The 10,923-nt window shown below is 74.5% G+C and carries 10 protein-coding genes; 7 read left to right on the top strand and 3 right to left on the bottom strand.

Features of this window, described 5'->3' with window-relative positions; translation table 11 throughout:
• Positions 1–8 precede the first annotated feature (8 nt).
• The 5 genes from BCD49_RS03580 to BCD49_RS03560 all read left to right on the top strand — a co-directional run bounded on the left by BCD49_RS03580 (position 9) and on the right by BCD49_RS03560 (position 4,069).
• Entirely contained in the window at positions 9–392 is a 384-nt protein-coding gene (locus BCD49_RS03580; protein ID WP_007520783.1) for a DUF742 domain-containing protein, read from the top strand.
• Positions 373–1,044, top strand: coding sequence for a GTP-binding protein (locus tag BCD49_RS03575; protein WP_007520782.1), 672 nt, complete (start codon positions 373–375; stop codon positions 1,042–1,044). Before BCD49_RS03580 ends, BCD49_RS03575 begins: the two co-directional genes overlap by 20 nt.
• A 112-nt stretch (positions 1,045–1,156) precedes the next feature.
• Positions 1,157–1,927, top strand: a complete 771-nt coding sequence (locus BCD49_RS03570) for a hypothetical protein (RefSeq protein WP_071041115.1) — start codon at positions 1,157–1,159, stop codon at positions 1,925–1,927.
• The gene (locus tag BCD49_RS03565; protein ID WP_071041114.1) at positions 1,911–2,822 is read left to right on the top strand and encodes a hypothetical protein; all 912 of its coding nucleotides are present in this window, start codon (positions 1,911–1,913) and stop codon (positions 2,820–2,822) included. The genes BCD49_RS03570 and BCD49_RS03565 overlap by 17 nt, the downstream gene beginning before the upstream one ends.
• Positions 2,823–2,839: 17 nt before the next feature.
• The gene (locus BCD49_RS03560; RefSeq protein WP_007517402.1) at positions 2,840–4,069 is read left to right on the top strand and encodes a thioesterase domain-containing protein; all 1,230 of its coding nucleotides are present in this window, start codon (positions 2,840–2,842) and stop codon (positions 4,067–4,069) included.
• Here BCD49_RS03560 and BCD49_RS03555 read toward each other — a convergent pair.
• Positions 4,032–5,186 (bottom strand): MGH1-like glycoside hydrolase domain-containing protein, encoded by a 1,155-nt coding sequence (locus tag BCD49_RS03555; RefSeq protein WP_241832246.1) that lies wholly within the window; start codon positions 5,184–5,186, stop codon positions 4,032–4,034. The two genes, BCD49_RS03560 and BCD49_RS03555, sit on opposite strands and share 38 nt — an antisense overlap.
• A gap of 474 nt (positions 5,187–5,660) precedes the next feature.
• Between BCD49_RS03555 and BCD49_RS03550 the strand changes: the two genes are divergently transcribed.
• Entirely contained in the window at positions 5,661–6,683 is a 1,023-nt protein-coding gene (locus tag BCD49_RS03550) for a 2OG-Fe(II) oxygenase family protein (protein ID WP_007517398.1), read from the top strand.
• A 328-nt stretch (positions 6,684–7,011) separates the two neighbouring features.
• Here BCD49_RS03550 and BCD49_RS03545 read toward each other — a convergent pair whose 3' ends face one another.
• The gene (locus BCD49_RS03545; RefSeq protein WP_007517392.1) at positions 7,012–8,397 is read right to left on the bottom strand and encodes a benzoate/H(+) symporter BenE family transporter; all 1,386 of its coding nucleotides are present in this window, start codon (positions 8,395–8,397) and stop codon (positions 7,012–7,014) included.
• 58 nt (positions 8,398–8,455) lie between these two features.
• Between BCD49_RS03545 and BCD49_RS03540 the strand changes: the two genes are divergently transcribed.
• On the top strand, positions 8,456–9,007 hold the full coding sequence (locus BCD49_RS03540; protein ID WP_007517390.1) for an XRE family transcriptional regulator: 552 nt from the start codon (positions 8,456–8,458) through the stop codon (positions 9,005–9,007).
• A gap of 216 nt (positions 9,008–9,223) precedes the next feature.
• Here BCD49_RS03540 and BCD49_RS03535 read toward each other — a convergent pair whose 3' ends face one another.
• On the bottom strand, positions 9,224–10,840 hold the full coding sequence (locus BCD49_RS03535) for an MFS transporter (RefSeq protein ID WP_007517387.1): 1,617 nt from the start codon (positions 10,838–10,840) through the stop codon (positions 9,224–9,226).
• Positions 10,841–10,923 lie beyond the last annotated feature (83 nt).

Below are 10,923 nucleotides of genomic sequence, written 5' to 3'. Positions count from 1 at the left end.
GGTGCGCCGTGCCACGGGACGACGAGGAGCTGCCCGACGAGGCAGCCGGACCGGTCGTCCGCCCGTACGCCGTGACCGGCGGGCGTACCCGGCCTCATAGCGCGTTGGAACTGGTCGCGCTGGTGGCGACCACCACCCGTGGGGTGGCCGTCGCGCGGCGCCCACCTGCCGGCATGCCCCCCGAGCAGCGTGAGATCGCCTTCCTGTGCCGTCAGCTCCAGTCCGTCGCCGAGATCTCGGCGCGCCTTGACCTGCCGCTGGGTGTCGCCCAGGTGCTCGTCGCCGACATGGCCCGCGACGGTCTCGTGGTCGTRCACCGGCCCGAGCGCCCCGACTGGCGGCCCGATTCCGAACTGCTCCGAAAGGTGCTCGATGGCCTTCAGCGGCTCTAACGGCCCGACCCGCCCGGGTGGCCCCCCGATCGGCCCGGCCGGAGGGGAGGCCGACCCGGACGTCACCACCACCCCGTTGAAGATCATCATCGCTGGTGGCTTCGGGGTCGGTAAGACAACGTTCGTCGGCTCCGTCAGCGAGATCCCGCCGCTGACGACCGAGGCGCACATGACCGCGGCGAGCGTCGGCGTCGACGACACCAGCAGGATCGCGGGGAAGACCACGACGACCGTCGCGATGGACTTCGGTCGGATCACGCTGCCCGAGCAGGACGTCGTCCTCTACCTGTTCGGCACCCCCGGCCAGGACCGCTTCTGGTTCATGTGGGACGAGTTGACGCTCGGCGCCGTCGGCGCGGTCGTGCTCGCCGACACCCGCCGCCTGACCGACTGCTTCGCCGCGATCGACTTCTTCGAGGACCGGAAGCTGCCCTTCGTCGTCGCCGTCAACCAGTTCGACGGCGCCCTCGTCCACCCCGTCACCGACGTGCGGAAGGCACTCGACATCGACCACCCGGTGCTCATCTGCGATGCCCGCCACCAACCGTCCACCCGGTCGGCGCTCATCGCCCTCGTCCGCCACGCGCTGGAGGCGACCCTCGCCGAAGAGGCCCGCGCCGCCCAGTCCCAGCCAACCCCGCAGAGAACGTGACACCAGGAGTGGGCCCCCGGGCGCGCGAGGCCTCGTCGTCGCCGCGCACCGTCTGGCTCTAACCCTCGAGGGAGGGCGAGTAACGATGAAGCCGCCGACACGGTCGATGCCCATGGCACCGCCGGTGATGCCCGAGTACCCCGCGCTACCGCTGACGCTGACCGTCATCGAGATGGAGGTCGACGTCGACCGGGCCCGGTTGATCGACGCCGACGAGCCGGGCGGCGACGCGCTGCCCGCCGTCGTCGTGCGGATGCCGGCCTACGTCGCGGGCGCGCTCGCCAAGGTGCTCGACACCTGGGCGATCGTGTGCCAGGCGGCCGGCTCCGACGACACGACCGAATGGGTGAGCGCCGCCCACGCCCTCCTGCTCGCCGGCCGAGAGGCCGCCGACGGCATCCCGTACCCCGAGCTGTCCGACCTGCGCCATGCCATCCCGGACACCCTCGCCGGGTACCCCGCCGACGGCGCCGTCGCCGCTCCCGTCGCCCCGCTGCTTCCGCCGGTTCTGCCGGTCCCGCCGGTTCCGCCCGTCCCGGCCATCCCGTCGCCGCCGTCGGCCGCCGGGATGCCCGCCGAGCCGGCGGCCTCGGTCGGCCGCGCGGACGACCACCGCGTCACCGGCCGGCCCCTCGGTCAGCGCGCCCCTGCGGCTGTCGAGCCGCCGGCCGCCGGCCGGCGCGGCGACGGCCGCCGCGTCGCCAGGGTCCCCGCGGGCGGGCGCGGGACGGCCACGGTCACCGAGCCGCGCCCGGCCGCCAGCGCCGTCGACGGTCGCCGCGTCAGTGGGCTCACCGGCCCGCACGGCGGCGGCGACGCCGCGAGAAGCCCCGTCGCCGGCACGCTCGTAGACGGGCGTCGTTCCGGTGACGAGTGCGCGTGACCTGCGTGTCGACCCCACGGTCGCCGCGCTGCTGCCAACCGATCTGCTCGCGGCCCTGCGCCGCGGGCCGCATCCCAGCACCTATCGGTGCCCGGTCTGTGAGGGCGAGGGCGATCTCGCGATGGGTGACGCGACGTCGGTAGTGCTGCGCCGCTACCCGCACCGTTTCGTGCGGCGCATCCAGCTCGTCCACGCCGACTGCGCGCAGTCCACGGTCACCGTCGCGCCGCCGGTCCTCGCGGACGCGGAGCTCGCCGCCAGCGGGTCGAGCATCGTCTACGCGGACCTGCTGGGCATCGGCACCGCGGCGCTCACCGGCTGCCGACCGCAGCCGCTCCTGTCCGTCGACGATGACGACGACCTGATGACGACCGACCCACGCGCCTCCGGCGATCCGGGCCGGCTGCGGCCAGGGGAGCTCATCGACCCGGCGGTGTCCCACGCGCTCGCGACCGGGCTCGCGCTGCACACGTCGCTGCGGGTCGACCCGCCGTTCGTGGCCGGCTGGACCGTCCGGATCGGCCCGACCCTGCTCGACCTGATCCACCCGAGGGCCGACGGGCGGCAGGGGATCGAGCGCCTGCGCCACACGATCCCGGCGGAATGGCGTGCCGCAGTGCGGGCCGCCGGGAACCAGGTGACCCTGCTCGTCGGCCGAATGGGCCTGTCCACCGCCGTGCGCGCCCCGTACCTGCCCGCGCCCCGCCCGCCGTCACCAACCCCGCCGTCCCCATCCTCGCCGGGCGGTCCCTCGACCGTCCCGGCCCGGCGGCCCGCCAGGCCGCGCGTCGCCTCGGCGACGTCGCCGGCGGCCACGTTCGCGGTCCTGTCGGCCGTCAGCGCCGGCCGGGTCGCCGCCGGCCGGGTCACCKTCGCCTGGGCAGGCCCGGATTGAAACCCACCGACGTGCCCATGGCCAAACGGGCCTCGACGCCGCGCGCGCCGGCCAGCGCACCACCGCGTCCGGCCGCCGGGCGGCCACCGCTCGCGCCCGCCGGCCCGCCACCGCTGGCGCCGCGACGCACCCGCCGCGCTCCGCTGTTCCTCGTCGGCGGTCTGGAGGGCCCACCGCATCCGGGCCTCCCGCTCGCCGGAGCGCTCAGCATCAGCACCGTGTGCCGCGGGCTCGACCTGCCCGGCCGGGACGGCGCCCGCCCGCCGCTCGACGACGTGCGCGCGATGGCGGTGCACCTGCTGCCGGCGGTGCTGCTCGACCAGCCGGGAGGCGGCCCCTACCAGCTGGGCGGGTACGGGTTCGGCGGAGTCGTGGCCTACGAGCTGGGCCGGCTGCTGCGCGGCCTCGGCCAGCAGGTGGCCCGGGTCTTCCTGTTCGACGCCGCGCTGCCGCTGCCCGGCCAGGACCCGCCGGCCGACAACCCGACGTTGGCGGTCCGCGAGCTCGCCCGGATGCGCCACGTGGCCTGCGTCTGGCAGGGTGCCTGCCGCTGCGGCGTCGACCACGCGGTGCCGCTCAGCCTGCAGGGCGCCGCGATCGCCCGCGCGCTCGGCGGCACCGACCCCGACGGCTACGAGGACCATCTGCTCGCCGCCGTCGACACCTACTCGGCCGCCGTGCGCGCCTACGCGGCCTACCGGCCGCCGCCGTCGGACCTGCCCGTGGTCCTCGTCCGCCCGGCCAACACGGCGAACCCGTGGGGCCTGCCGTCCCAGCTGCGCCTGTCCGCGTCACCAGGTCTCGGTTGGGAGAACGCGGACATCGCCGACCTGACGACCGCCGTCATCCCGGGCGACCACATCACGATGTTCGCCAACCCGTACCTGTGGGACGTCGCCACGATCGTTCAGCGTTACCTGCTCGTTCCCCAGCCCGGCCCGCGCTCCAGGCCCGCCCCCCGCCCCGCTCCCGTCGCGCCGGTCACTCCGGTCACTCCAGTCGGGCCGGTAGCGCCGGTCGGTGCGGTCGGTTCGCTGGCAACTCCCGCGAGCCCGCCGCCGGCTCCCGCGGGCCCGACGGCGCCGCCGACGCGCCCGACGGCGCGGCCTGGCCCGATCACCGTCGCCATGGCCACGGCCACGGCGGTACCGGACCGGAGTGGTGATCCTTTCGTGGTCACGAGCCAGTCGCGGCGATCGTCCGCGCAGGTCAGCCCGCGGTTGGGGGGTTGGCCTGCGCCGGGGTGACGGGGTAGGTCGCGGCGAGCGCGGCCCAGCCCTGCGGGACGGCGCCCAGGCCGGCGCCCGTCTCCGGGTTCCAGTACTCGGCGAAGCCGGAGACGAGCGCGGCGCGGTGGCTGGCGTCGGCGATCGCGTCGGCGAGCGTGTTCGCCTCCCAGCGGCGGGCGGCCTGGTGGAGCATGTAGTTCAGCTGTGGCCAGGCGGGGCCGCGCCAGTACTGCTCGGGCTGGTAGCGGGGATGGTCGGCGGGCACGAATCGCGAGCCGAAGGGGGCCGCGTAGCGACCGGTGTCCTCCGCCTGGGCAAGCGCGAGCCGGGCCCGCTCCGGGTCGGCGGTGACGAGGGCCGGCATGAGCCCGTCGAGCGTCGGCAGGGCGGCGCTCGGGCCACCGCCGACGATCGGCTTGTCCACCCAGTGGTGCTGCTCGGCGTCCCACAGGATGCCGTCGATGGCCGCAGCCAGCCCATCGGCACGGCGGCGCCATTCCTGCTTGCCGGTGAGCGCGGCGAGCTCGCCGGCCGCGTGCGCGGCGAACGCGTTGATGGCGGCCGGGGCGACGACGAACTCCCGTGACCAGACGGCCGCGCCCTCCTCGTCGAACTTCGTCGCCTCCGCCAGCTGGTGGTCGAAGATCGTGTACGGCAGCCGCGACCAGGACGACCGTCCGATCCAGTCGTCGAACCGTGGCGAGTCGTCCGACCCGGACTCCCACGGATGAACGATGAACAGCAGCCCGTCCGCCGTCATCCGCTGGTTCCACAGATAGTCCAAAGCGCGCTCGATCCGCTCGAGCGTGCCGGGCACGAGCGTCAGCCCGCGCGCGGTGAGCACTCGGGCGGCATGGGCGTAGATCGGCGGCTGGGTGTAGGAGGAGCGGTCGGCCAGCGGGCCGCTGCCCTCCGACGGCTCGGCGTAGCGCATGTGCGGGACGAAGCCGCCGGGCAGCTGCGCGTCCAGGCACGAGGCGAGCTCCATCGCCCCGCGCGGGTCACCGAGCGCGGCCCACGAGATCGAGTGGAAGCACGAGTCCCACAGCCACAGGTGCGGGTACACGTCCGGGTTCGGCACGCAGTAGCCATCGCGCCAGCACTGCTCCAGCACCGCCGCCGCACCGTCGTGCACACCCGGGACCATGCGTATCAGGCTAGCCCTCCCAGCGGGCCGTACCCTGACGGCGCCGTAAACGCCCGGCGACGGCGCGGCCGGACGAAACAAGGCGAGGCGAGGCCGGTGACGCTCGCCAGCCCGGTGCCGCCAAGTCCCGCTCGATGACGTTCGATCCGGCGGCTCTCCGTGGCGTCCGGTGGTCAGCGACTGTCTGACGGTTACCTACGGGGCGGCTCGCCAGCGGTTTTGGGCCGTGGACCGAGGGACCAGGCCGCGAGAGCGCCGGTGGCGCCCGTGGCCACGCCGGCTGTTCGCTCGGCGCGCCCGCATGATCGTGCCCGTCGTTGACCTGGGCCCGCGGGCGCGGCTAGCGTCGGAGGCGTCCTCGGGTATCTACCTCCAGCGTCGGAACGGCGGCCCGGTTACCCAGCCCCGGTCGCCAGCCCTGGCCTCCCAGCCCTGGTCACCCAGCACCGACCTGGAGACGCGATGGACTCCACCGCCGTTCCCGCCATTCCTGCCGCGCGGGTACCCGTGCTCGACCTTCCGGCGACCACCGCCGACACCCTGGTGGACGCGCTGCGACGGAACTCGTGCGTGTTCCTCACCGGCCTCGACGAGTTCTCCACCGGCGGCTCGTTCGGCGCTGACCTGACCGCGATGCTCGAGGCGTCCCAGGAGTTCTTCGCCCTCGAACCGGAGCAGAAGACGCCGGTGCGCTGGCCGGGCACGGGGGAGTGGGCCGGCTGGCAGCCGCTCTACGAGGGCGGCCCGGACGCGCTGCTGCTGGAGCGCTACGAGCTGGCGCTTCCCGATCCGGCGGCCTATGCCGACGATGCCGGGTGGGCGGCGTCGTTCCCCCTGTGGCCGAAGCGGCCGGCGCGGCTGACGGCGAGCTGGACGGCGTACTACCGGACGGCGCGGGCGCTGACGAACCGGCTCGTCGAGATGATCGGCGAGGCGCTTGGACTGCCCGTCGCGGACCTGCCCGCCTGGACGACGCGGCAGCACTCGAACCTGTGCGTCAACCACTACCTCGCCCAGCCGGAGGCCCCGGCTCCCGGCCAGACGCGGCAGCGCCCGCACGCCGACATCGGCGGGCTGACCCTGCTCTGGGCCGACGGCCGGTCCGGGCTGGAGGCTGCGCTCGGCGCGGACGGCGCCTGGGTGCCGGTCGACTTCCCGCCCGGCGCGATCCTGCTGCAGGCCGGCGACCTGCTGCACCTGTGGACCCGCGGCCAGATCCCGAAAAACCTGCACCGGGTCGTCAACCCGCCGCGCACTCCCGGCGCCGCGCAGACCGACCGCTACTCGGTCGTGTTCTTCCACCACCCCGACCTCGATACCTGGGTCGCCCCCGCGCTTCCCGCGTCCCCCGAGCGGACCGCGGCCGGCTCACCCACCGAGGACTCCGACTGCGCTGTCGAAGGCCGCTCCGCCACTGAAGGCCCGGGCGTAGGCGCCCGCGACCATGTCCTGGCCCGCCAGCGCGCCGCCTACACCCTCCCCTGACCCCCCAAGCCCCGCCGCGGGCGGCGCGCGAGACCCGATCGTGGCGGATGAGCGTGTCTCTACGCTCGTTCATCCGACACAGTGGCGAGGCATGCGGTCGGACTGTGTGAGATGGGCAAGCCCATGGGCTTGTTGAGATGACACGGTTGGGTCTCGGCGCGGGGGCATTGCTGTCGCTTGGCTGGTGGGCAGGCCCCCCGGCAGCCCGGCCGCTCCGCGAAAAGGCCTCAGGAGCCCGTACAGCCGTGTCCGATTCGTGGCGCACCGTAGCGGGGGTGCGGGGTCGGTCGACTGCCGGCCGTGGACTGCCGGTTGTAGTACCGGTCGGTCAGTCTCGCGGCGGAGCGGCCGCGCCCGGCGGAGCGGCCGCGCCCGCCCCGGTGGCGGCGGCCGTCGGGACGGCGGGCCTGCGGCGGCGCAGGGTTGAGCGGACCAGGAGGCCGGCGGCGAGTGCCCAGAAGGCGGCGCCGACGCTGGCGAGGGTGATGCCGCTGGCCGCGACGACGAAGGTGACGATCGCGGCCTGGCGGTCGTCCGGGTCGGCGAGGGCCGAGGTCAGGGACGAGGCGAGCGTGCCGACGAGGGCGAGGCCGGCGACGGCGGTGGTGACACCGGCGGGGGCGGCGGTCACGACGGTCACCAGGACCGTCGAGCCCAGGGCGAGGACGAGGAAGGTCCAGCCGGCGAGGTGCGCGACGAGCCAGCGCCGCTTTGGGTCCGGGTGCGCGTCGGGGCTCGCGGCGAGCGCCGCGGTGATCGCGGCCAGGTTGATCGCGTGGCCGCCGGCGAACGCGCCGACGACGGTGGCGACCCCGGTCACCGTCATCGACTCGCGCCAAGGAACGGCGTAGCCGTAGGAGGACAGCACCGCGACGCCGGGGACGTTCTGCGAGGCCATCGTGACGACGTAGAGCGGGATGGCGAGCGACAGCACCGAGGCCCAGGTCAGCGTCGGCGCGGTCAGCTCGACGCGTGGCAGGAGCGGCCCGTCGAGACCCCCGTGGCGGCCGAGCCAGATCCCCATGGCCACCACGGCGGCGGCGAATGCCACCGGCACCGCCCAACGCGGCGCGAGCCGCAGCAGCACCAGCCACGCCACGACCGCCGGCGCGACGAGCGCCGGATGGTCGACCAGCCCGTGGACCGGCGCCAGGCACAGCGTGAGCAGGATGCCAGCGAGCATGGCCTGCGCGATCGGCGCCGGGATCGACGCGATGAGCCCGCCGAGACGTGGCCACAGCGCCGTGAGCAGGATCAGTCCGCCGACGACGAGGAAGGCCCCGACGGCGGCCGGCCAGCCGCCGTCGACCGCGCCGGTCGAGGCGAGCAGCGCCGCGCCCGGGGTCGACCAGGCGAGCAGCACCGGCATCCGGTGCCGGCGGCTTAGCCACAGGGTCCCAAGCGCCTGGGTGACGGTGACGGCGAGCAGGCCCGAGGCTGCCTGCGTCGGGCTGGCCCCGACCGCGCGCAGCCCGGCCAGCACGACGACGGACGCGCTCGCGAACCCGACCAGAGCCACGACGACGCCCGCGCTGACCAGGTGGACGACCGGTACTCCGTCGACGACCGGCACTCCCGGAGCTGCGTGGTCGCCCAGCCCGGCCCGGTCGGGCAGCTCGCCCGACACGCCGGTCGTTCTGCCCGGGCTCGCTGTGTCGACGGCATCGACCGTGTCGGTTGGGCCGCTGGGCGCGTCGAGGTAGTGCTGTTCCATATACAGAACAGTACCTATCGATCGTTCTGAAAACAGAACGATCGATAGGCTGCCGGCCATGGAACCCGACGCCGCGGCCGCCGTCGGCGCCCGGCTGCGCGCGACCCGCCAGGCCAGTGGCCTGTCGCTGGGCGCGCTCGCGGCGCGGGCCCGGGTCGGCAAGGGGTCGCTGTCGGAGATCGAGAACGGCGCCCGCAACCCGACCCTGTCGACGCTCTACGCGCTCGCCGGGGCGCTCGGCGTTCCGCTCTCGACGCTGCTCGCCGAGCGTGGCGGTGCCGAGATCGCCTCCCCGGGCATCGGCGCGCGCCTGCTCGACGCGACCCGCCATCCCGACGGCACCACCGTCGAGGTCTACCTGCTGCACCTCGACCCGGGCGCCCGGCATGTCTCGACCGCGCACGGCCCCGGCGTCGTCGAGCACTTCCTCGTCACCCACGGCCGTGCCCGCGCCGGCCTGCCCGGCCAGGAGACCGAGGTCGGCCCCGGCGAGACCGCCGTGTGGGAGAGCAGCGCCGAGCATGGCTACCAGGCGCTCGGCCCCGCTGCCGTCGAGGCCGTCCTTACCATCCGCTCTCCGCCCCTCCCCGACCCGGACCGAGCCGGCTGAACGCGACATCGAGCGCCAGAAGCGCGAGCACCAGAAGCGGGCGCTGGAAGCTCGGGGGCGGCAACGCCCGAGCCCCTGAAGCCGCGAGGCCCCAGAGCCGCGAAGCCCTGAGGCCGCGAGGCCGCGAAGCCCCAAGAGCGGGGTAAGGCCCGGTGACGGGAAAGCCCCGGGTGGCCGGCCTCGATGGCCGGCCACCCGGGGCCTGCGCTCCATGCTCTAACCCGCGAGGGAGGCTCGCTTGCGGGCGAGGATGAGGGCGGTCGCGGCCGCGGCGACGGCGGTGACGGCGAGGGCCCAGCCGGTGGCGTACTCGGCGTGGCGGGTGGAGTGGCTGTTCTCGGCAGCCGTCAGGAAGATGGTGCCGACGGTGGCGATCCCGATGACCTGGCCGAGCTGCATGACGGTCAGCAGCAGGCCGCTGGCGTCGGGCGCGTTCTCGAACGGGACGTGCTGCAGGGCGACGGTCATGACGATCGGCATCACGCCGAGGCCCAGGCCGATCACGGCGGTGAGCACCTCGTAGCCGACGCCGCCGCCGGCGAGCGGGCCAACCCACAGGTAGGAGACCGCGGCCAGGGCGAACCCGGCCGGAACCAGGCGGCTGTGCCAGTGGCCCGGGAGCCGCTGCCAGTTGAGGCTGACCAGGGCGAACGCGGCGACGCACGGTATGAAGGCAAGCCCCGAGCCGAGCGGGCCCATGCCCAGGTCGCCCTGCAGGTGCAGCGTCGTGGTGAACAGGAACGCGCCCCAGGTTGCCGGCGCGAGCGTCAGCACGCCCATGGCTGGCAGCAGTCCGGGCGCGCGCACTACCGGGCCGGAGATCAGCGGCTGGCCGCCGCGGGCGGCGACGCGGCGTTCCACCACGGCGAACAGGCCGAACAGCACCACACCGGCGGCCATCGACGCGATGCACCACGCCGGCCAGCCCTCGTCGTGGCCGAGGATCAGGGGCAGCACGACGAGCAGTACGGCGGGGCTGATCACGAGCAGGCCTGGCAGGTCGAGGCTGACGCCGTGCCGCCCGCCGTCCCTGGGCAGGACGCGGGGGCCGATCGCGAGCAGCACCGCGCCGATCGGGACGTTGAGCAGGAACACCGGACGCCAGCCGGAGCCGAACAGGTCGGCGCTGACCAGCAGGCCGCCGGCCGCCTGACCGACCACGACGCCACCGGCGACGACGGCGGTGAAGAGGCCCAGCGCCCTGGCTCGGGCCGGGCCGGTGAACGTCCGCTGGATCATGCTCATGACCTGCGGGGTCATCAGCGCGGCACCGGCGCCCTGGACGAACCGGAATCCGATCAGCGCACCGGAGCCGGGCGCGAGGCCGCAGGCGCCGGAGGTGACGGTGAACACGGCGAGCCCGACGAGGAACGTCGACCGATGCCCGAGCATCGCGCCGAGGCGCGCGCCGGTGATCAGCAGCACCGCGTAGGAGAGCACGTAACCGGCGACGATGAGCTGCAGACCGGCGTCGGAGGTGCTCAGGTCGGTGCGCAGCGTCGGCAGGGCGACGTTGACGATGCTGACGTCCAGGATCGCCATGAACTGGCCCAGGAGAAGTACCGCGAGCGCGAGCCCGCCGCCGCGTCGGGCCGGTGTCGGGGCCGGGGCTGAGACCGGGGCCGCGGCCTCGCCGGTCCGGGTGCTCTGGGCCGGGAGCTGGAGGTTCGGGGCGAGGCGGAGTTCCGGCGGTTGGGAACGAGGCTGGGCCGTGGGTTGCTGAGGTGCGCGGGGGGGGACGAGCTGCAGGTCCGCGGGGGTGCGGGCCTCGACTGGCCCGCCCGGGGCCGGGTTGGGCACCTGATGCCCGGCCATCTCGGTCGTCTCTGTCATGGTTGTCAGCCTGCGCCCCGATGGATACCAGTAACGAGAGCCTGCTCATACTGGTACTGACAGCACCAGGCACGGCGGACCGT

The sequence above is a fragment of the Pseudofrankia sp. EUN1h genome (assembly GCF_001854645.1).
GTDB lineage: Bacteria > Actinomycetota > Actinomycetes > Frankiales > Frankiaceae > Pseudofrankia > Pseudofrankia saprophytica.
Note: the sequence above shows the minus strand (reverse complement) of the source record. Positions and strands in the feature narration are given on the sequence as shown.

Coding starts and splice junctions, on each gene's coding strand:
- BCD49_RS03575 (WP_007520782.1), top strand. CDS start 373: ATGGCCTTCAGCGGCTCTAACGGCCCGACCCGCCCGGGTGGCCCCCCG.
- BCD49_RS03570 (WP_071041115.1), top strand. CDS start 1,157: ATGGCACCGCCGGTGATGCCCGAGTACCCCGCGCTACCGCTGACGCTG.
- BCD49_RS03560 (WP_007517402.1), top strand. CDS start 2,840: ATGGCCAAACGGGCCTCGACGCCGCGCGCGCCGGCCAGCGCACCACCG.
- BCD49_RS03550 (WP_007517398.1), top strand. CDS start 5,661: ATGGACTCCACCGCCGTTCCCGCCATTCCTGCCGCGCGGGTACCCGTG.
- BCD49_RS03545 (WP_007517392.1), bottom strand. CDS start 8,397: ATGGAACAGCACTACCTCGACGCGCCCAGCGGCCCAACCGACACGGTC.
- BCD49_RS03540 (WP_007517390.1), top strand. CDS start 8,456: ATGGAACCCGACGCCGCGGCCGCCGTCGGCGCCCGGCTGCGCGCGACC.
- BCD49_RS03535 (WP_007517387.1), bottom strand. CDS start 10,840: ATGACAGAGACGACCGAGATGGCCGGGCATCAGGTGCCCAACCCGGCC.